Raw genomic sequence first — 19725 nt, 5'->3', positions numbered from 1 at the left:
AGATAACATTTTTGGACAAAATGACAGTTTAGCGGTAGTCGAAACAGAAAAGAGTCAATATGATTAAAACACCAGCAAAATGAAAAATAATTTTCAAATTACACAACTATAACATCTGCTGGACTTATAGAATGCCAATACTCGTACCCTACAAACCGAAGTATTGGGCGTTACCCAACTGGAACTGGTTCGATGGTAAAGGGACAGCTTTGGGGAATCTCAATAAGGAAAATAAAATGGAAGCAACATCCAAGGCAGAAGCACGAAAACACAATATTGCCTATATTGTTCGAATCTGCTGTATTGCAGCACTAGGCGGGATACTACTAGGATATGATACCGCGGTAATTTCAGGCGCTATTGGCCCTATTAGAGAACACTTTGGTTTAACCCCAGCACAAACTGGCTGGGCCGTATCCAGTGTCGTACTAGGCAGTATTATCGGCGCAGTCAGTGCCGGTTGGGCTGCTCTTAAATATGGCCGTCGCAACACCCTATTCATCGCAGCCGTGCTCTTTATGATATCGGCCATTGGTTCAGCGTTAGCCGCCACATTTAGCTTCTATGTCATCTTAAGAATTGTCGGTGGTGTTGCCGTCGGTCTGGCATGTGTTGTTTCCCCTATGTATATGTCTGAAGTCGCTCCTAAAGACTTTCGAGGGCGCGCCGTCAGTATGTTCCAACAGTCTGCCGTTATTGGTCAAACAGGTGTTTTCTACGTCAATTATCTTATCGCTAAAGGTATGTCAGAAGCGTGGTTAGTGGATCTAGGTTGGCGTTGGATGCTGGGCTCCGAAGTGATACCGGCGGCACTGTTTGCAGTGTTACTGTTTATTATTCCAGAGTCCCCTCGTTGGTTAGTACTCAAAGGGAGAATCGATGAAGCGAAAACCACACTGTCTAAAATCTCTAACCCAAAACATGCAGAACAACTTATTCTGGAAATCCAAGACTCCCTTAAAGACAGTTTAAGCACTGCTAAGAACAAAGTGAGTTTACGCTCTCCTCTCTTATTCGCTATTCTTGTCATCGGTACCTTTGTTGCTGCGGCGCAACAGTTAACGGGTATCAACGTCATCATGTATTACACCCCTGAGATTCTGAAACCGATTACTGGCTCTACAGAAAACGCTCTATTCCAAACTACCTTCGTTGGCGTGGTATTCATTCTAGGTAATGCGCTTGGTATGTATCTTATTGACAAAGTCGGACGTCTACCGCTAATGAAATACGGTACCTTCGGCTGTGCACTTGGTATGTTTGTTGTGGGCTATGTTTTGTATCAACAAACGGAAGGTTATGCCGCCTTGTTCGCGCTATGTCTATACGTTGTTTCCTATGCCACTTCATGGGGCTGCGCATGTTGGACCATGATTTCTGAAATTTTCCCGAACAGCATCCGCTCTAGAGCGATGGCGATCGCCGTCGGTGCTCAATGGTTTACTGGCTTTATCGTCACTCAATCCTTCCCTATGCTCAACGAAAATGCCTATCTAAAAGAGAACTTTAATGGTGCATTTGCGTTCTGGTTATTTGCGATTCTTTCTATCATCTGTATGTACGTTGTTGTTAAGTATGTACCTGAAACCAAAGGCGTCAGTCTGGAAAAAATGGAAGAAGCCATGGCGAAAAAATTGGGCAAAAAAGTGCCACAGTCCACATCTGAAGCACGTGCTTAATCAATAAGACTCCACAACAAAACGGGAACAGGCTAACTTAAGGTCTGTTCCTTTTTTGTTTTTAACCTGGCCAACACAATGAGGCGTTTATGCTCGATAAAATGGCGTTTTTTGTTTACGTGATTCGCTCTGGTTCCATTTCTTCTGCGGCACGACGATTCAATATTTCCGTTTCGGCTGGCAGCCGCTGGTTACAAGAACTTGAAAACCACTTTGGAACCACTTTGTGTCGTCGATCAAATCGACTTTTGGAAGCCACTCAGGCCGGTCAAACTCTATTCGAAGAATTCTCCCCCCTAGTCGATAGCGCAGAACGCATCAGCAGAAAGCTAGAAGATTACCAGTCACAAGAAAAAGGCCATATCGACATCGTCTGCACGCCTGTCTATGCCAATCATTATTTGATGGATATGATTGCCCAATACTCCAAGGCTCACCCAGACGTGACATTTAATATCAACGTCACGCCTTGGGCGTTAGACCATGCAAGTACCTCTGACTTAATGATCAGCGCCAATGCCAGCTTCCAAGGTTATCGCGAAAAAGATTTACTGCTGGTGAAGCGAGAATTGATGCAATGTCCGTTTATTGTCGTCGCCTCTCCACAATATCTTGAATCGCACAACCTACCTTCTCACCCTAGTGACTTGGCTCAACACCCTTGTTTGATGGCCACCACGCTCACCGGAAGTAACGATTGGATCTTTCGTCAGCAAGCGGAAAATATCATTTTAAAAGTACCGAAAACCGTTGAGGTTAATGATAGTGATTTGTTGCTAAGAGGGGCTTTGAATGGAATTGGAATTGCGTACCTGCCAGAGTTTGTCGCGAGAAGTTACATTGATAATGGTAAGCTAATCGCACTACTGCCCGACTATCAAACCAGTATTTGGAGTTTAAATCTGTATTATCATTCGCCGCAGACCGCCTCTCCCACGGCGACAAAATTTAAGGATTTTTTGCTTGCCAGCAAAGAAGAAGGGCATAGCTGACTTATACCATTACGAAGCTTTGTATCGCGTCGTAACATAGCTTCGCACCAGATAAAAATAAGAACGCGTAGCAAAGCTGATAGATTCGCTCCTGACTAACTTTATGAAGTAGCATTACACCAAGTTTCACTCCCACCGGAGCGAACGGAATAAGTAACAATGCAGTGAGTAAATTGGTTTCATCAAACTCCCCCAGCGCCACATATGGGACTACTTTTACCACATTGATAATGGCAAACAGCACCGCCATAGTTGCGATAAGTGTGACTTTCTCTAAGCGCAGTGGCAGTAAGTAAATACTTGCTGGGCCACCACCTGCATGGATAGCCGTACTGGAAAACCCGCCCAATGCACTCCAAAACCGCGCGCTCAATTTCCCTGGAGTCGATGACGACTGTTTACCGCCAAACCAGTGCTGAAAACAAAAAGCCAAAGACAGCAAACCTATGGTGAGTTTTAGGCCAGTTTCAGGTGTCACACTTAAGAATAACCCCGCGAGCACCACACCTAGAATCGACCCAGGAAGCATTTGCTTTAAAATCCGATAATCAGCGTTCTTGTAATGGTGACGAACGGCGAACGCGTCCATAACAATAAGAATGGGCAGTAAAATTGCCGCTGCCTGAGTAGGAGAGATGATGAGTGCCATTAACGGAACCGCGATGATCCCCAATGCTCCTCCTAGCCCACCTTTACCTATGCCATAAATCAACACAGCAGGTATTGCCATTATGTAAAACCAAGGATCGCTGACTATCGGCATGGTTAGACTCCTAATGAAGCGAGGTAGTTGCGGCTGCGCTGAAGGTCAACTTTTACCTGTTGCGACTGTTTAACGTTGTGCTCGTGTTCCACTACTAACCACCCTTGATAGTCAATAGATTTTAAACTCGCAATGACTTGATTGAGTTTGATATCGCCGTCTCCAAGTGGAGTAACAAGCCCGTCAGAATAGGCATCAAACCACGGCTGTTTGTCTCTAATTGCTACACGTAACTTGTCGGTAGATACATCTTTCAAATGAACATGCTCAATTCTATTCGCATACTGTCTGATCAGGCTCAAAGGGTCCATTCCATCTAAAAACGTATGACCAATATCGAGACATAATCCAAGTTCGGAATCGGAAAATTGATGCAATACAAACTCTATCTCATCTTTAAACCCAATATACCCACCAACACCGGGATGCAGTAAACAACGCAATCCATGCTCCTGAGCTAGACTAATGATTTGTCTCATGTTGTTGATGAGGTGATGTTTCTGTTCTGAGGTTAATCGAGGTGCTGTTGCACTTTGACCGAGACTGCCAAAGCGCTCAGGATGATTACCTTCCATAAGCAGTAGCGTACCCACTCCTAGCGCCTTTAAACGAGCGCACGTTTTCTCAGTTTGTTTGAGAATTGCTGGCATTTTTTCGCTGTCACTAAAGGGTTGTTGCAGCTTACCAGCACATATTTCTAGTCCTCGCGTTCGGCACGCACTTTTGGTCAGCATCGACTCCTCTGGAAAGTAGCCGTCTGGCCCCAGTTCAATACCACGATATCCGCAGTCACTTGCCTCCATTAGCACTTTACCCCAACTTGGGTTTAGCCCATTGTCTGGCTCTTCGATACCCCAACAGCAAGGGGCGCAAGCTATTCGATTATGCATAACGTTTTCTCCAATTATCCTGATACCAAGATAAAAGTGTTAATAATGAAAAGACGTGATCAACCACCAATTTGGTATTTGCATTTATGCAAAGCCGCTTTGAATTCTTGTCTATAACACATAGTCGCTGCTCCCTTTTAGACTGAAACAAAGCGCTCAAACAGACGCATCATTTAAGGTATTGGGAGACAGAGATGGAACGAATTTTTATTGTCGCAGCAAAACGTACCCCTATAGGGAGCTTCAATGGTTCACTTAGCTCACTATCCGCAGTTGAGCTTGGTGCACACGCTATTCAAGCCACAATCGAGCAGGCTGATATTGCGCCAGACCTGATCGATGAAGTGATCGTAGGCAATGTGTTAACCGGAGGTTCTGGTATGGGTCCTGCCCGCCAAGCGGCTATTAAAGCGGGGATCCCAGATTCCGTTCCTGCCTACACCCTTAACATGATCTGTGGCAGTGGAATGAAAGTCGTAATGGATGGCGCAAGCCACATTCGAGCTGGCGATGCCGACATCGTCATGGCTTGTGGAATGGAAAGTATGTCCAACGCGCCCTTTATCGCCAACGGTCAAATCCGACGCGGATATAAAATGGGCCATCAAAACCTTGAAGACAGCATCATTAAGGATGGGCTGACTGATGCGTTCCACCAATACCATATGGGTATCACGGCAGAAAACATCGCCAAGAAATTTGAACTAACACGTGAAGAGCAAGATGCTTTTGCACTGGCGAGTCAAAAGAAAGCTGTCCACGCCTTAGAAAACGGTGATTTCACCAACGAAGTTGCCCCACTCACTATTATAAGCCGCCGGCGTCAAACTGAAGTAAAAAGTGACGAATACCCAAAACCCGATTGCACCTACGAAGCTCTACAAAAACTCAGACCTGCATTCACCGCCGAAGGGACGGTTACCGCAGGTAATGCATCTGGCATCAATGACGGTGGTTCAGCCATTCTATTGGCCTCTGAATCCGCAGTACAACGTCATGGTTTAATACCACTTGCAGAGCTTATTGAATACGGACAAGGGGCTATCGCGCCCGAGGTTATGGGACTTGGTCCAGTTCCCGCGATTGCCAACGCACTAAATAAAGCCAATTTGTCGATAACTGATATTGATGTGTTCGAGCTTAACGAAGCCTTCGCGGCCCAAGCTCTTGGCGTTGCTCATTCATTAGCGGAACAACACAACATTGATGTTCCATGGCTATTAGAGCGAACCAATTTAAGTGGTGGAGCGATCGCACTCGGCCACCCTATCGGAGCGTCAGGTAACCGGATTCTTACCACTCTTGTCTATCAATTGCATCGAACTCAGAGTGATTTGGGTTTGGCTTCATTGTGTATCGGTGGCGGCATGGGCACAGCCGTCATTATCAAACGTTGTTAAAGAGGAAACGACCATGAAAAAAGCAGCATCACCTCAACAACTCAAAGACATTCTTCATGACGGCATGACCATCATGGTAGGCGGTTTTATGGCAACCGGTGCGCCAGAAAAACTTATCGACCTACTAATCGAATTCGACATCAAAGACATCACACTCATTACTACCGATACGGCATCACCCGGTAGAGGTACGAGTCGACTGATTGCTGAAAAGCGAGTCAAAAAGCTTTATGCATCACACATCGGTCTTAACCCAGAAACAGGGGCACAAATGAACGAGGGAGTCTTGGATGTCGAACTCGTCCCTCAAGGCACTCTTGCCGAACGAATTCGCAGCGGAGGAGCCGGACTCGGTGGTGTTTTGACGCCTACTGGCCTGGGCACTATTGTCGCCGAAGGCAAACAAGTTATTAATGTTCAAGGAAAAGACTACTTACTAGAAACCCCTTTGAGGGCAGACATCGCACTTATTCGCGGCTCCATCGTTGACCGTCGTGGCAATGTGTTTTACAGCAAAACCACACAAAACTTTAACCCCTTGATGGCAACCGCTGCTGACACAGTAATTGTTGAAGCGGAGTCTCTGGTAGACATAGGCAACATTCAACCTGAAGCCGTGCACACCCCTAGCCTATATGTGGACTATATCTTAACGGAGGACGCGTAATGAGCACTCAACTAGACAAACATACTATTCGCCGTCGCATCGCCTGGCGTGTCGCTCAAGAAATGCGCGACGGAGATATCGTCAATCTAGGCATTGGTCTACCTACTCTAGTGGCTAACGAAGTCGACAAAGATGTCGAAATCCTTCTTCAAGCAGAGAATGGACTGCTTGGTATTGATAATTTAGCTGAAGAACATGAAATAGACGCTGACTTGGTTAACGCAGGCGCACAACCAATTACCGCAATCGAAGGAAGTTGCTATTTCAATAGCGCGGATTCGTTCGCCATTATTCGCGGCGGCCATGTCGATTCCACCGTGTTGGGCGCATTGCAAGTGGATGAAAAAGGTAATCTCGCGAACTGGATTATTCCAGGAAAAATGGTGCCCGGCATGGGTGGCGCGATGGATCTCGTGGTTGGAGCAAAGAAGGTGATCGTTGCGATGGAGCACACTGTCAAAGGCAAAGCGAAGCTATTACGCGACTGTACTTTGCCACTCACGGCTGTAAATCAAGTGGATTTGATTGTCACGGAAATGGGCGTCATAGAACTGACTGAACAAGGGATGCTGCTCACTGAATTAGCTCCGGAGTTTTCTGTTGAAGACGTTCAGCAAGCAACAGAAGCTGAACTTCGTATTTCCCCTGCATTAAAACCAATGCCCATCCCTACCTAATTCTGGTCTTAGAACTCTGAACATAAACCAGACGCCTAGTTGAGTTTAATCACTCACCTAGGCGTTATTTTTACCCTCAACACAAAATACTGGATATTCATACAGCACAAGTCTATACTGGTTGTACATACAGCAATTCATGAGGTGTAGTTATGTTGCAAGAAAAACTAGAACGCATCAATGAGCTTCGCAAACAAGCGATGTCTGATCCTGAATTCATGAAGTCTGCGCAAGCACACGCTGATGCGATTAAACACGAATATCATCCCACTCCAAGCAAACGTAGCAAGAAACCCAAAACATTGTCAGATATCTACCAAGGCTACGATTTTGGAATTTAACTCATAGACAAATACAAAAAAGGAGAGCATAAGCTCTCCTTTTTGATGGTTTGAATAGTCTTAGCACACTGATACCAGTCTTTAAATACAGGACCCTGACTAGGCTATCGTCCCCACTCTAAACGGACGAATTTTCCGGATAGTCATTGGATTTTGACCACCTTGCACAGACAACCTTTTAGCTTGAGTGCGTTTTAATTGAATGTGACAAAGTTCCAATATCAAACCAAACGCCATCGCAAAGTATACGTAACCTTTGTTGATATGAATTGCGAAGCCTTCTGCCATCAACAAGCCCCCTAACAACACCAAGAACAATAACGCTAGGGTTTTGAAGCCTGGGTACTGGGTGACAAGGTTATTGATTTTCTCTGCCGTCAACACCATGACCACCGCCGACGCTAATATCGCAGCAACCATGATTGGTACTTCACTTGTTAAACCAACCGCCGTAATGACAGAGTCCATAGAAAAGACCGCATCCACCGCGACAATCTGCAATAACACCACTGCCAAGCCTGCACTTACTCGTGTCGAATGCATACTTTCATCGTGAGTCAGCCAGCTCCAAAGCTCTTTCAGACTCTTGGCTAACAAAAACGCACCACCCAAGATCATAATGACATCTCGTCCGGTGAAAGCGAATTTAGCGATTTCGAATAAAGGTTGCGTCAATGACATGACCCAAGTGATCGAAAAAACTAACACGATACGCGCCATAACGGCCAAGCCAATACCTAGGTTTCGGGCCAGTTTACGTTGATGTAATGGAAGGCGTTCACAAAGTACGGAGATAAACACGACGTTATCAACACCGAGTACGATTTCTAAGGCAAATAGTGTGGCAAAAATAGCCCATGCTTCAGGCTGAAGGAAAAGTTCTAACATGATTGCGGCTCCAGGAAAGTGGAACCAATGGAATTGTAAAGTCGACTATAGGGGTCGTCCATTTAGGGTTAATACCTCTGTTACTTAGGGATCGCAAGTAAATCACCAAACCCTCTAACGAGCAATATGTCAGAATGTAACCAAACATGTCGTTGATTCATAAATTGATACATGCAACCCCAAACAGTGAATACGCGCCAATATTGCTTAGTTCGTCACAATTCCATCTTTGTATAGCCACTTGTATACAAACTGAAGTATTATTGTTTTATTAGGGACATAAATCATGAGAGTGCTGTAATCAGATGGGAAGCCTGAAAAACTCTGTAAGTAAAAGCGTAAAGACCAAAGTTGCTGGTCAGACGCAAGATGACGTCGTTTATTGTCATATTTTTGATGCCATATTAGAACAACGCCTTCCTCCCGCAACCAAACTAAATGAAGAAGCTTTAGCGGAAATTTTTGGTGTTAGTCGCACCATTATTCGTCGTGCACTGCTTCGATTATCGCTTGAAAAAGTCGTCGATATTCGACCGAATCGTGGCGCTATTGTTTCTGCCCCTTCGGTTGAAGAAGCACAACAGATTTTCAAAGCTAGAGAAGTGCTTGAGCTCGCCATTACTGAACTCGCAGTTGTAAGCGCAACCAAGGCGCAAATTGCTGAGTGCCGTAAATTGGTCGAAGAGGAAAACGCCGCCTTTGCCAAAGACGATTACGGTAGTGGCCTGCGTTTATCTGGTGAGTTTCATATCAAGCTCGCCGAAATGGCAGACAACGCACCTCTGCTCGCCTTCCAACGCAGTATTGTCTCGCAGTCGTCACTGCTCATTGCTATGTACGAAACGGGCAACCACTCCAACTGTTCTCAAGATGAACACACCATGTTGCTTGATGCCATTGAGAACGGCGATGAAGAAGTCGCACTTGAGCTTATGAAAGAACACTTAGAACACATTCGTTCTAAATTGAATCTTGATGGAAACAACGCCTCCAACGATCTTCATGTGGTGTTCTCAGACGTGCTTAAGAACAAAGCGAGCTAAGTTGAATAACACATTATAAGCCAACCAAATACGGTTGGCTTTTTTGATCCTGCTTGTTCCCTCGAAATTTCCGCAGCTTATCGTTTTAAACAACGAAATAATCATGGCTGATTTTTTGTAACACAGAATCGACGTCTGACTCCACATTTTATTAAATAAAATCATACACATACAATACCCACTTCATTCTAAAATCGATTAAAAGCCTTAGTTTTGTTGCTATTTTGTAAAATTTTAGTTGACCTCTTGGTCAAATTATCCAATTATTGACCCAAAGGTCAGAAAATTATAAAAACGAACTATCACGGAACAAGGAGGTCTCTTGATTACTTTTCTACTCAATCAAGAAATCAAGCAGGAAGTAAATGTCTCCCCCAACATGACTGTGCTGAACTATCTACGCACTCATGTAAAGAAAACTGGAACAAAGGAAGGTTGTGGTTCTGGTGACTGTGGGGCATGTACTGTCGTATTAGGTGAGCTCGTCGACGGGCAGCTGAAGTACCGCAGCGTCAACTCGTGTCTAACGTTTATTTCTGCTCTACACGGAAAACAGCTCATTACGGTGGAAGACTTACAAGAAAAAGGTCAATCACTCCACCCGGTACAAGAGGCAATAGTCGAGTTTCACGGCTCACAATGTGGTTATTGTACACCTGGTTTTATCATGTCGATGTTTGCATTGACCAAAAATAAACCTAACGCAAGCAAGCCCGATGTTATGGAGTCTCTTGCGGGTAACCTATGCCGTTGTACGGGTTATCGTCCTATCGTCGACTCGGCTTTATCACTTTGCTCAGAAGAACGTATTGTTGACCAATTCTCTGAATTAGAGCGTGCAACCATTCAGAAGCTTGAGAGTATTCAAAATGAAGATGCAAGCTTACGCCTTGGTCATCTCACTGCTTTTTCACCAAAAACTACTGACGAATTGGCCAAGCTTTACAAAGCACATCCCCAAGCCAAATTAGTCGCTGGCGGCACCGATTTAGCGCTTGAAGTAACTCAATTCCATCGTGAAATCGAAACGTTAATCAGTGTGAATCTGGTTGAAGAAATGAAAGTGTGTGAAGAGACGGACCAAACGTTAGAAATTGGTGCTAATCTGCCTATTTCCGATGCGTATCAACTGCTGACTAAGCACTACCCTGATTTCGGAGAACTTCTACATCGCTTCGCCTCACTGCAAGTGCGTAACCAAGGCACGATTGGCGGCAACATTGCCAATGCTTCCCCTATCGGTGACACCCCGCCGCTACTGATAGCGCTTGATGCTAGCATTCAGCTTCGTTGTGGTGATGAAACGCGTGTGATTCCGGTGGAAGAATATTTCATTAGCTACAAAGTGACAGCGCAGCAAGAGAGTGAATTCATCGAAAAGATCATCATTCCAAAACCAAGTAACGACAGCTTCCGAGCGTATAAATTGTCAAAACGTTTAGATGATGACATTTCAGCAGTATGCGGCGCTTTCGCCATTACTGTGGAAGATAACGTCGTGACAGACGCACGAGTCGCTTTCGGCGGTATGGCAGCAACACCTAAGCGCGCCACACTTTGCGAACAAGCGCTAATCGGTCAAGCATGGAATGAAGAGACCATAGCCACCGCAATGGAAGCAGTGAAAAACGATTTCGAGCCGCTTTCCGATTTCCGAGCAAGCCAAGAGTACCGCACTATTTCAGCTGCCAATATGCTTAAGCGCTATTACATTGAAACCAATAACACCAGTAATCTGATCGAAACGAGGGTAACTTCTTATGTCTAACGTGAATCATCAGCAACTGACTCACGAAGAGATGGTTGCCATTGTCAAACAAGATTTGAAAACCGGCGTGGGTAAGAGCGTTAAGCACGACAGTGCACCTAAACAGGTAACTGGTGAAGCGGTCTACATTGACGATCGTCTTGAGTTTCCAAATCAGCTGCATGTGTATGCTCTTTTAAGCACACAAGCGCACGCGAAAATCACCAAATTGGACGTATCGCCTTGTTATGAATTCGATGGCGTTGCCATCGCAATTACGTCCAAAGATGTGCCCGGTCAATTAGATATCGGCGCGATTCTACCTGGTGACCCTCTGTTAGCCGATGGCGTTGTGGAGTATTACGGCCAGCCTGTCATCGCAGTAGCCGCAAACGACCTAGAAACGGCCCGTAAAGCCGCTCATGCCGCCATCGTCGAATATGAAGCACTACCTGCTATCCTTGATGTCAAAGAAGCCCTTGCCAAAGAGCACTTTGTTACTGAAAGCCACCAGCAAAAGCGTGGTGACTCTCAAAAAGCACTCGCAAAGGCCAAACACATCATTGAAGGCGAGCTTGAGATCGGCGGGCAAGAGCACTTCTATCTAGAAACCCAAGTCAGTAGTGTTATGCCAACCGAAGATGGTGGCATGATTGTCTATACCTCAACCCAAAACCCGACTGAGGTTCAAAAGCTTGTCTCGGAAGTGCTCGGCGTTGCCATGCACAAGGTCGTTATCGACATGCGCCGCATGGGTGGTGGCTTTGGTGGTAAAGAGACTCAAGCGGCTGGACCTGCCTGTATGGCAGCGGTTATTGCACACCTAACAGGTCGTCCAACCAAAATGCGCTTGCTGCGTAATGAAGATATGACCATGACGGGTAAACGTCACCCATTCTACAACCAATACAAGATTGGTTTTAACGATGATGGTGTGATTGAGGGAGCTGAAATCATTGTCGCAGGTAACTGTGGTTACTCCCCTGACCTATCGAGCTCTATTGTCGACCGCGCCATGTTCCACTCGGACAACGCCTACTATTTAGGCGATGCAACCGTAACAGGCCATCGTTGTAAAACCAACACGGCATCGAATACTGCATACCGCGGGTTTGGTGGTCCACAAGGCATGATGACTATCGAACACATCATGGACGAGATCGCTCGTTACTTGAAAAAAGATCCCCTCGAAGTGCGCAAAGCCAACTACTACGGTGAAGAAGGTCGTGATGTTACCCACTACTATCAAACCGTAGAAGATAACTTCTTGCCGGAAATTACTGAGCAACTCGAACAAAGCAGTGATTACCACGCACGACGTAAAGAAATTGCCGAGTTCAACCGCAACAGCCCGATTTTGAAAAAAGGCTTATCCATTACTCCAGTGAAATTCGGGATCTCGTTTACCGCGACTTTCCTAAACCAAGCTGGAGCACTGATTCACATATACACCGATGGCAGTATTCATTTGAATCACGGTGGTACTGAAATGGGCCAAGGCTTGAATATCAAGGTGGCTCAAATCGTAGCAGAGGAGTTTCAAGTAGATGTTGACCGTATCCAAATCACTGCAACTAACACCGACAAGGTGCCGAACACCTCGCCCACTGCGGCCTCATCGGGCGCCGACCTCAACGGTAAAGCCGCGCAAAACGCTGCAATAACCATCAAACAGCGCCTCATAGAATTTGCATCGTCACACTTTAAAGTCACGCCAGAGGAAGTGATTTTTAAGAATGGTATGGTACAGATTCGTGAAGAAATTATGACGTTTGCGGACTTTGCTCAGCTGGCATGGATGAACCAAATTTCATTGTCGAGCACCGGCTTTTACCGCACGCCAAAAATCTATTATGACCATGAGAAAGCGCGCGGTCGCCCTTTCTACTACTTCGCTTACGGAGCATCGTGCTCAGAAGTAATTATTGATACGCTGACTGGTGAGTACAAAATCCTGCGCGTCGACATTTTGCACGATGTTGGCGCATCACTAAACCCTGCGATCGATATTGGTCAGGTTGAAGGCGGATTTGTACAGGGTGTGGGCTGGCTAACAACCGAAGAGCTGGTTTGGAATGAACAGGGTCGCCTAATGACTAACGGACCTGCAAGTTACAAGATCCCAGCGATTGCGGATATGCCTATCGACTTTAGAACCCACCTTCTGGAGAACCGCAGCAACCCAGAGGATACGGTGTTCAATTCAAAAGCCGTTGGTGAACCACCATTTATGCTAGGTATGTCAGTGTGGAGTGCGCTCAAAGATGCGATCTCGTATGTCGCCGTGGACGGTGCAATTCCAAAACTCGACACACCAGCAACACCTGAACGTGTATTAATGGCGGTACAAGCCGTCACACAAGGGCAGAAAAATACAACCACTACCACAACGGAAGCAAACTAATAAGAGAGGTCACTATGTTTAAGGACAATTGGATTCATGAACTCGCGAAGCTTGAAGAAAACCACGAGCCTTGTGTCATGGTGACCGTTTTGGAAGACCGAGGCTCTGTGCCGCGTGACGCGGGCACGAAGATGCTGGTAACACGAGACAAGATTATCGCCACTATCGGCGGTGGTCATCTCGAACATGTAGCATCAAAAATGGCACGAGAGATGCTTATTTCAGGAGAGAGCGCACTAAAAGTAGAGCGTTTTAATCTTGGAGCCCGCCTCGGTCAATGCTGTGGCGGAATGGCGACGTTAAGCTTCGAACCTATTGGAACAGCGCAGAAACACTTGGTGTTATTCGGCGCTGGTCATGTCGCAAAAGCACTACTGCACATAGTGTCGACATTACCATTTAGAGTGACCTGGATTGATGAACGAGAGGCAGAGTTCCCAGAAGTACTCCCAGATGGCGTGAAGAAATTGGTGTCAGATGACCCTGTTGGTGAAGTCAAACACATGCCACCGAATAGCTACTATTTGGTCATGACTCATAATCATCAACTCGACTTCGACCTGTCAAAAGCCATCATTGATCGTAATGACAGTGCGTACTTTGGAATGATCGGTTCATTGACCAAACGTAAGAAGTTCGACTTTAGGTTATCTCAGCGCGGCTATACACAAGAGCAGATCAACACCATGACCTGCCCTATCGGTATAGGCGCAATTACCGGCAAACACCCTGCAGAAATCGCTGTATCTGTCGCAGGGGAACTGATCTCACTCTATCAAGGCAATCCAGTAGAGCAAAAACGTCCGGATCCGTCGCAAGCACTGCATGAAGTAAGTTAAATGCTTACTTAAAGGACTCAGAATTTGAAGGCCAATTTGTGAGGAGTTGGCTAAAAGGAAGTACCATGACATCACAGCGTAAGGCCTACAGAGCCAGTATTTTACACAGCATTGCTGACCCGAAAGACGTCGGGTTAGAGAACTCGTATGAGTTTTTTGAAGACGGCATGATTGTCGTTGAACATGGTCATATCATCGATATTGGCTCAGCTACAGACGTACTAGCAAGACACCCAAAGCCACTAAAAGTCACCACCTATAAAGACAAGCTGATTACGTCAGGTTTTATTGATACTCATATCCACTATCCACAAACAGGCATGATTGCCTCTTACGGCGAACAGCTATTGGATTGGTTGGAAAACTATACCTTCCCAGAAGAAAGACGATTCAAAAACCCGGTTTACGCACACAAAGTCGCGAAACTGTTTTTGGATGAACTGGCGAGTAACGGAACCACTACAGCCCTAGTGTTCGGTACTGTACACAAAGAATCGGTCGATGTTTTCTTTGAAGAGGCAGAGAAACGTAAGCTTCGTATGATAGCAGGTAAAGTGCTCATGGACCGCAATGCACCAGACTATCTAACCGACACGCCAGAATCAGGATACCAAGCGTCTAAAGAGCTAATCGAAAAGTGGCATAATCGCGGCCGTTTACTCTATGCCGTCACGCCGAGATTTGCGCCAACCAGCACGCCAGAGCAACTTGCAACCGTAGGCAAGCTGCTTGAAGAATACCCAGACGTTTACATGCATACGCATTTATCGGAAAACAAGAAAGAGATTGAGTGGGTACTTGACCTCTTTCCAGAACGTGAAAGCTATCTTGATGTATACGATCATTACGGACTGCTTCACAAGCGTTCGGTGTTCGCTCATGGCATTCACTTATCTGATTGCGAATGTCAAAGGTTGGCGGATACAGAATCTGCTATCGCTTTCTGCCCTACTTCCAACTTGTTCCTTGGTTCAGGCCTATTTAAGTTGAATAAGCTTGAGGAACATGGCGTGCGTGTTGGTATGGGCACCGATGTGGGTGCGGGAACCAGCTTTTCGATTCTACAAACAATGAGTGAAGCGTACAAAATCATGCAGCTCCAGCAAGAAAAGCTGCACCCATTGAAATCGCTCTACTTAGCAACACTAGGCGGCGCTAAGTCTCTTCATTTGGAAGACAAGATTGGTAACTTAGCCGTTGGCAAAGAAGCCGATTTCGTAGTGTTAGACCTTCACGCGACTCAATTGATGCGCTTTAGAATGAAGCAAGCCACTACTCTAGAAGAGAAACTGTTTGTATTGATGAGCCTTGGTGACGATAGAACGGTCTGCGAGACGTATATCTTTGGCGACAAAGCTTATGACGTTCAAGGCGAGCGTGATAAGCGCTTAGTCAGTTAACAAAACATAGCAATAAATCGAAGGCCCTTAGTGGGCCTTTTGTTTTATCTAGATAAACAATTTCGAGAAATAATTTAAAAAAAAGCGCATTTTTTTGTTAGATGAACGAATTCTGAATATTAACTTCAAATCTCGTTAAGATTGACTCAGGCATAGTAGCACCATCAAATGAACACAACGCCTACTTTGAGGTTTTTATGAAAAAAGTAATCATCACTACAGCACTTATCCTTACTTCTGGTTTTGCAGCTGCGAAATCTATGCCTGAGCAAGGTGGTTTTAACGGCCCTATCAAAGGCGCACAAACAACAGTCGCTCAAGCGCTAAGTGCCAATGATGACGCTCCGGTTCAAATCACAGGTAACATCACGCACTCTTTGGGTGACGAGAAATACCAATTTACTGACGGCGCGAACACCATTGTGATTGAAATCGATCGTGAAGATTGGCGCGGTGTAGACGTTACACCAAATGACCGTGTAACAATTACTGGTAGTGTAGACAAAGACACGTTGGAAGATGCAACCGTTGACGTTAAACGCGTTGTCATCGCGGGTTAATAGCCAACAATACTCATCCCATTTTCAAAAGCGGCTGTCATTCAGCCGCTTTTGTTTGGCTGATAGGTTACCAACATCACACCCAATATGATCAATAACGCTCCGCCAATTCGTTGTGGCGTCATTTCAATTGTCGGATATCCCAATAACCCATACTGATCATAGAAAATCGACGCGATAACCTGGCCACAGACGATAGAAATCGCCAACGCCAACGCACCAAGTTGCGGTGCTAAATAGATCGACATAGCGATATTAAAAGCCCCTAAAAGCCCACCTATCCATGCCCACCAAGGTAGCGATGATATAGAACCTTGAGGAAACCAAGGTTTGCCTTCAATCACGACCAGCATGCCTAGCACAGCTGTTCCAACCACAAACGAAACAAACGCCGCTTGTAACGATGAACTCATACCAATTTTCAATTGCGCGTTGACGCCAGCTTGAGACACTAAACCAACCCCAACAACAACGCTGAGTATCACCAGTACGACACTTGTTACGTTCACATCAGTCTCCCGTCAAAACACACTCTTACAAGCGTAGCACTTCATTCATAATAAAATTCATGTACATTAGTACGATAACAACATTGATTTAGGGATATGACATGAGCAAAAAGGTATTCGCAGTTATTGGCACAGGCGCTATTGGAGGTTATTACGGAGCAAGACTCCATCACGGCGGCAATGATGTGCACTTTCTCTTCAACAGCGATTATCAACATGTCATCAAAAACGGCTTAAAAGTCGACTCCCATTATGGTGATTATTCAATTTCAGCTGAAAGCTTAAATGCTTATAATGCAACGCGTGATATGCCCAAAGCCGATGTCGTTCTTGTCGCGCTAAAAACCACCCAAAACCACCTTCTCGAAGCACTGCTTCGCCCTTTATTAAAACCCAATACACTTGTTATGTTGCTTCAAAATGGCATTGGTGCGGAGCGAGAGGTAGCTGAACAATTTAACCTTCCTTTTGTCGGAGGCGGATTGTGCTTTATTTGCTCAAATAAAGTGGCACCTGGACATATTGACCATATTGATTACGGCCGTATCACTATCGGCACTTATGGCGATGCCGGCATTGAAGCACTCGAAGACTTTGCCAATCACCTGACTCAAAGCGGCGTAGAAGTCGATGTCGATCAACGTATCATAGACGCAAGATGGAAGAAGCTGTTGTGGAATGTCCCTTTCAATGGACTATCGACCGTACTCAACACCGATACTGCTGAAATGATGAGCTGCGAGGAGCTGGTTAATCTCTCAAAAGAAATCATGATTGAAGTTCAACATGCCGCAAAAACCACGGACACTGACATTTCAGACACTTTGATTGATACCATGCTATCAAACACCGCTAAGATGAAGCCTTACCTCACTAGCATGTTACTCGACAGGCGCAACCATCGAGAACTTGAGATTCAATACATGTATAAAAACGCGATTGATTTAGCGAAAGATCAAGGTGTCGCTATGCCAAAAACTCAGATGCTTTATGAACAGCTATGTTTTATCAATAACCAGATAAAAAGCGTGAAATAATCATGGCAAATCCTGAATTTAAAGAAGACTTAGATGCACTGGATAAGCTCAGTGTCTGTCTTTATCGGTTGGGTATATCACTATTTTCCATCGGCTGTTTGCTGGCAGCCGCATTAAGCTACGAAGGTATCACACTCGCCAGTGTCACATCTCCATTTGATCAATGGATATTCTGGATGCTGCTTACATCCACGGTTTTATCCGCCGCCAACATCCACGTTTACGACAAAACGGTAAGAACGGTGATAATGTGGAGTGGCTGGTTAGCACTCCTATTTGTGGTCACAGACCTCCCAACGTGGGTATCCCTTGGCTTTTGCTTTGTGGTGTTTTCCGGCATTGCACTCAAAGAATCATTCTGCTTCAAAGTACCCGGACTCAAACTGATACCTGTTCTTCTCGTTATTGCAGTACTTTGCACTGCCCTGAACAAACTACCAGTTTTAGTTGCGCTCTACATCGCTGTCGGCGGAATTATGGGTTTCTTATCATTTAAGAAATGGCAAATGCCGCTTCACTTCGATATTGGCATTAAAGCGAATTATCAGATTTAGTAATCAAATCTCTGCTACACCCTCCCCTGATTAGTGATAATATCTCCGCATCAGAATTATCGAGATACACTATGTTTATCCATCACGTTAACGGCATCGACTGGCTGGTGATTACAGCCTTTGAAGAACTAAAAACCATGTTTATCGAAGATGCAGGAGCAATCCCCTCTTGCTTCTCTAACACCAGCGAATTAAGCCTGATTGACCAAGCCAAACGTACTCATGGATATTTGCCTTCACTCGACGGCGAAATCACCGATACCGGCACATTTCAACGTCAAAATAACGAAGAAGATTTGAACCCACAGCTTGCCTGTCTAGTTGAAGGACGTGGTCGGGTGTTTATCTATCACGGCGGCTTTGTGGCTTTTGTGGATGGTGAACAAACCTTTATTACCCAGATGGACTAAATACTTAGACTACATTCCTGAACGACATTCTTTATGAGGAGCCTACCGTGAATGAATTCCGCTCTTCGAATAGAAGATAAATATTCATTTCGAAAAGCGATACAGTGTTCAGTTACTACTAAAACACAATTCGTTCGCGGTCCCGAAAGAAGCCACCAGTTGGTCCGTTCACTGGCAGATTTGCGGCCCATACTATTCCTTCGGCCCCTATCGCTATTGGGCGCCCTCCGTTTCCCCCCATGTCAGTAGCTACCCATCCTGGACAGACTGAGTTTACAAGAATACCTCTGCTTTTCAGTTGATTGGCAAACATTAACGTCAATGAATTAAGCGCGATCTTGGACATGCTGTAGGCAGGTGTGCTGCCAGTCTGATTATCAAGCGCACCCGCACCACTGCTGATATTAACAATACGTGCTTGCTGACTGCTTTGGAGTAAAGGTAAAAGTGCTTGTGTCATTCGCCACGCTCCAAACACATTGGTATCCATCGCTTCTTTGACAGTAGTGAGATTAGCATTTGTCACATTTTGCCAAGTGTCATAATGAATCGCGGCATTGTTGATTAACACATCGACAACGGAAAAACGCTGCTTAACACGCTCAACCAAATGAGTAATGCTACCCTCATCAGTAATATCAAGCTGTGCCGCTAACAAGTTGTCCCAACCTAACTCTTTTACAGCTTGCTGTGCATCACTCAGCTGGCGCGCTGTAACAATGACAATGTCACCTTGTGCTGCCAATTGGCGACTAACTTCTTTACCAAGGCCACGGTTTGCCCCTGTAACAATGGCGATTCGCTGTGTTTTATTTCTCATGTCGAGTTCCTTATAAAATCTCTACTGCATCAACGTGGAACTTGGTCACGATGATAGTTTTTACCGTTGCCACCTAAAATCAAGTCGGAGCAAGCTCTAGCAAAC

20 protein-coding genes are annotated in these 19725 nt (G+C 45.4%); 15 read left to right on the top strand and 5 right to left on the bottom strand.

Going from position 1 to position 19725, the window contains the following annotated elements:
• The first annotated feature begins 236 nt into the window (after positions 1–236).
• Positions 237–1679, top strand: coding sequence for a sugar porter family MFS transporter (locus tag JKJ11_RS07395; protein WP_006070643.1), 1443 nt, complete (start codon positions 237–239; stop codon positions 1677–1679).
• A gap of 89 nt (positions 1680–1768) precedes the next feature.
• Positions 1769–2671: a LysR family transcriptional regulator gene (locus JKJ11_RS07390; protein ID WP_252038990.1), complete on the top strand. Its 903-nt coding sequence runs from the start codon at positions 1769–1771 to the stop codon at positions 2669–2671.
• Position 2672: 1 nt separating this feature from the next.
• On the opposite strand, the gene JKJ11_RS07385 is transcribed toward JKJ11_RS07390, so the two are convergent.
• The gene (locus tag JKJ11_RS07385) at positions 2673–3434 is read right to left on the bottom strand and encodes a sulfite exporter TauE/SafE family protein (protein ID WP_252038989.1); all 762 of its coding nucleotides are present in this window, start codon (positions 3432–3434) and stop codon (positions 2673–2675) included.
• A gap of 2 nt (positions 3435–3436) precedes the next feature.
• Entirely contained in the window at positions 3437–4324 is an 888-nt protein-coding gene (locus JKJ11_RS07380) for a sugar phosphate isomerase/epimerase family protein (protein WP_252038988.1), read from the bottom strand.
• A gap of 194 nt (positions 4325–4518) precedes the next feature.
• On the opposite strand from JKJ11_RS07380, the gene JKJ11_RS07375 reads away from it, so the two are divergent.
• The 4 genes from JKJ11_RS07375 (at position 4519) to JKJ11_RS07360 (ending at position 7409) form a co-directional block, all read left to right on the top strand.
• A complete protein-coding gene (locus JKJ11_RS07375; RefSeq protein WP_252038987.1) occupies positions 4519–5724 on the top strand; it encodes an acetyl-CoA C-acetyltransferase in 1206 nt (401 codons plus the stop codon).
• A gap of 13 nt (positions 5725–5737) precedes the next feature.
• Positions 5738–6391, top strand: a complete 654-nt coding sequence (locus JKJ11_RS07370; RefSeq protein WP_252038986.1) for a CoA transferase subunit A — start codon at positions 5738–5740, stop codon at positions 6389–6391.
• The gene (locus tag JKJ11_RS07365; protein WP_006070637.1) at positions 6391–7068 is read left to right on the top strand and encodes a 3-oxoacid CoA-transferase subunit B; all 678 of its coding nucleotides are present in this window, start codon (positions 6391–6393) and stop codon (positions 7066–7068) included. Before JKJ11_RS07370 ends, JKJ11_RS07365 begins: the two co-directional genes overlap by 1 nt.
• Before the next feature lie 152 nt (positions 7069–7220).
• On the top strand, positions 7221–7409 hold the full coding sequence (locus JKJ11_RS07360) for a hypothetical protein (protein WP_006070636.1): 189 nt from the start codon (positions 7221–7223) through the stop codon (positions 7407–7409).
• Between the two features lie 99 nt (positions 7410–7508).
• Here JKJ11_RS07360 and JKJ11_RS07355 read toward each other — a convergent pair whose 3' ends face one another.
• Positions 7509–8297, bottom strand: a complete 789-nt coding sequence (locus JKJ11_RS07355; protein WP_252038985.1) for a TerC family protein — start codon at positions 8295–8297, stop codon at positions 7509–7511.
• A gap of 305 nt (positions 8298–8602) precedes the next feature.
• Here JKJ11_RS07355 and JKJ11_RS07350 point away from each other — a divergent pair, with 305 nt between their 5' ends.
• The 6 genes from JKJ11_RS07350 (at position 8603) to JKJ11_RS07325 (ending at position 16290) form a co-directional block, all read left to right on the top strand.
• Positions 8603–9340, top strand: coding sequence for a GntR family transcriptional regulator (locus JKJ11_RS07350; RefSeq protein WP_006070634.1), 738 nt, complete (start codon positions 8603–8605; stop codon positions 9338–9340).
• A gap of 379 nt (positions 9341–9719) precedes the next feature.
• Complete coding sequence (gene xdhA, locus JKJ11_RS07345; RefSeq protein ID WP_239942173.1) at positions 9720–11108, top strand: xanthine dehydrogenase small subunit; 1389 nt, start codon at positions 9720–9722, stop codon at positions 11106–11108.
• Positions 11101–13491 carry a xanthine dehydrogenase molybdopterin binding subunit gene (gene xdhB / locus JKJ11_RS07340; RefSeq protein WP_006070632.1) on the top strand — a complete coding sequence of 797 codons (2391 nt, stop codon included), beginning with the start codon at positions 11101–11103 and terminating at the stop codon, positions 13489–13491. Before xdhA ends, xdhB begins: the two co-directional genes overlap by 8 nt.
• A 14-nt stretch (positions 13492–13505) precedes the next feature.
• Positions 13506–14330 carry a xanthine dehydrogenase accessory protein XdhC gene (gene xdhC, locus JKJ11_RS07335; RefSeq protein ID WP_006070631.1) on the top strand — a complete coding sequence of 275 codons (825 nt, stop codon included), beginning with the start codon at positions 13506–13508 and terminating at the stop codon, positions 14328–14330.
• Positions 14331–14395: 65 nt separating this feature from the next.
• Positions 14396–15730, top strand: a complete 1335-nt coding sequence (gene guaD / locus JKJ11_RS07330) for a guanine deaminase (RefSeq protein ID WP_006070630.1) — start codon at positions 14396–14398, stop codon at positions 15728–15730.
• Positions 15731–15927: 197 nt separating this feature from the next.
• Positions 15928–16290 (top strand): YgiW/YdeI family stress tolerance OB fold protein, encoded by a 363-nt coding sequence (locus JKJ11_RS07325; protein ID WP_006070629.1) that lies wholly within the window; start codon positions 15928–15930, stop codon positions 16288–16290.
• A 41-nt stretch (positions 16291–16331) separates the two neighbouring features.
• On the opposite strand, the gene JKJ11_RS07320 is transcribed toward JKJ11_RS07325, so the two are convergent.
• The gene (locus JKJ11_RS07320; protein WP_063605382.1) at positions 16332–16799 is read right to left on the bottom strand and encodes a DMT family transporter; all 468 of its coding nucleotides are present in this window, start codon (positions 16797–16799) and stop codon (positions 16332–16334) included.
• Between the two features lie 101 nt (positions 16800–16900).
• Here JKJ11_RS07320 and JKJ11_RS07315 point away from each other — a divergent pair, with 101 nt between their 5' ends.
• The 3 genes from JKJ11_RS07315 to JKJ11_RS07305 all read left to right on the top strand — a co-directional run bounded on the left by JKJ11_RS07315 (position 16901) and on the right by JKJ11_RS07305 (position 18800).
• Positions 16901–17836 carry a 2-dehydropantoate 2-reductase gene (locus JKJ11_RS07315; RefSeq protein WP_252038984.1) on the top strand — a complete coding sequence of 312 codons (936 nt, stop codon included), beginning with the start codon at positions 16901–16903 and terminating at the stop codon, positions 17834–17836.
• 2 nt (positions 17837–17838) lie between these two features.
• Complete coding sequence (locus JKJ11_RS07310) at positions 17839–18390, top strand: DUF2301 domain-containing membrane protein (RefSeq protein WP_171388624.1); 552 nt, start codon at positions 17839–17841, stop codon at positions 18388–18390.
• A gap of 71 nt (positions 18391–18461) precedes the next feature.
• Positions 18462–18800 (top strand): cytosolic protein, encoded by a 339-nt coding sequence (locus JKJ11_RS07305; RefSeq protein ID WP_252038983.1) that lies wholly within the window; start codon positions 18462–18464, stop codon positions 18798–18800.
• Positions 18801–18918: 118 nt separating this feature from the next.
• Here the strand turns inward: JKJ11_RS07305 and JKJ11_RS07300 are convergent, their stop codons facing one another.
• The gene (locus JKJ11_RS07300; RefSeq protein WP_252038982.1) at positions 18919–19620 is read right to left on the bottom strand and encodes an SDR family NAD(P)-dependent oxidoreductase; all 702 of its coding nucleotides are present in this window, start codon (positions 19618–19620) and stop codon (positions 18919–18921) included.
• Positions 19621–19725 lie beyond the last annotated feature (105 nt).

Origin of the sequence: Vibrio sp. SCSIO 43133 (assembly GCF_023716845.1) — a bacterium.
Taxonomy (GTDB): Bacteria; Pseudomonadota; Gammaproteobacteria; order Enterobacterales; family Vibrionaceae; genus Vibrio; species Vibrio mediterranei.
The sequence above is the reverse complement of the archived record's forward strand: the minus strand, read 5'-3'. Positions and strand labels throughout refer to the sequence as shown.

Bases quoted from the DNA above. Each gene is read 5' to 3' on its own strand.
- xdhB (WP_006070632.1), top strand. From the start codon at position 11,101: ATGTCTAACGTGAATCATCAGCAACTGACTCACGAAGAGATGGTTGCC.
- JKJ11_RS07325 (WP_006070629.1), top strand. From the start codon at position 15,928: ATGAAAAAAGTAATCATCACTACAGCACTTATCCTTACTTCTGGTTTT.
- JKJ11_RS07390 (WP_252038990.1), top strand. From the start codon at position 1,769: ATGCTCGATAAAATGGCGTTTTTTGTTTACGTGATTCGCTCTGGTTCC.
- JKJ11_RS07300 (WP_252038982.1), bottom strand. From the start codon at position 19,620: ATGAGAAATAAAACACAGCGAATCGCCATTGTTACAGGGGCAAACCGT.
- xdhA (WP_239942173.1), top strand. From the start codon at position 9,720: ATGACTGTGCTGAACTATCTACGCACTCATGTAAAGAAAACTGGAACA.
- JKJ11_RS07375 (WP_252038987.1), top strand. From the start codon at position 4,519: ATGGAACGAATTTTTATTGTCGCAGCAAAACGTACCCCTATAGGGAGC.
- JKJ11_RS07365 (WP_006070637.1), top strand. From the start codon at position 6,391: ATGAGCACTCAACTAGACAAACATACTATTCGCCGTCGCATCGCCTGG.
- JKJ11_RS07380 (WP_252038988.1), bottom strand. From the start codon at position 4,324: ATGCATAATCGAATAGCTTGCGCCCCTTGCTGTTGGGGTATCGAAGAG.
- guaD (WP_006070630.1), top strand. From the start codon at position 14,396: ATGACATCACAGCGTAAGGCCTACAGAGCCAGTATTTTACACAGCATT.
- JKJ11_RS07395 (WP_006070643.1), top strand. From the start codon at position 237: ATGGAAGCAACATCCAAGGCAGAAGCACGAAAACACAATATTGCCTAT.
- JKJ11_RS07310 (WP_171388624.1), top strand. From the start codon at position 17,839: ATGGCAAATCCTGAATTTAAAGAAGACTTAGATGCACTGGATAAGCTC.
- JKJ11_RS07315 (WP_252038984.1), top strand. From the start codon at position 16,901: ATGAGCAAAAAGGTATTCGCAGTTATTGGCACAGGCGCTATTGGAGGT.
- JKJ11_RS07385 (WP_252038989.1), bottom strand. From the start codon at position 3,434: ATGCCGATAGTCAGCGATCCTTGGTTTTACATAATGGCAATACCTGCT.
- JKJ11_RS07305 (WP_252038983.1), top strand. From the start codon at position 18,462: ATGTTTATCCATCACGTTAACGGCATCGACTGGCTGGTGATTACAGCC.
- JKJ11_RS07350 (WP_006070634.1), top strand. From the start codon at position 8,603: ATGGGAAGCCTGAAAAACTCTGTAAGTAAAAGCGTAAAGACCAAAGTT.
- xdhC (WP_006070631.1), top strand. From the start codon at position 13,506: ATGTTTAAGGACAATTGGATTCATGAACTCGCGAAGCTTGAAGAAAAC.
- JKJ11_RS07355 (WP_252038985.1), bottom strand. From the start codon at position 8,297: ATGTTAGAACTTTTCCTTCAGCCTGAAGCATGGGCTATTTTTGCCACA.
- JKJ11_RS07360 (WP_006070636.1), top strand. From the start codon at position 7,221: ATGTTGCAAGAAAAACTAGAACGCATCAATGAGCTTCGCAAACAAGCG.
- JKJ11_RS07370 (WP_252038986.1), top strand. From the start codon at position 5,738: ATGAAAAAAGCAGCATCACCTCAACAACTCAAAGACATTCTTCATGAC.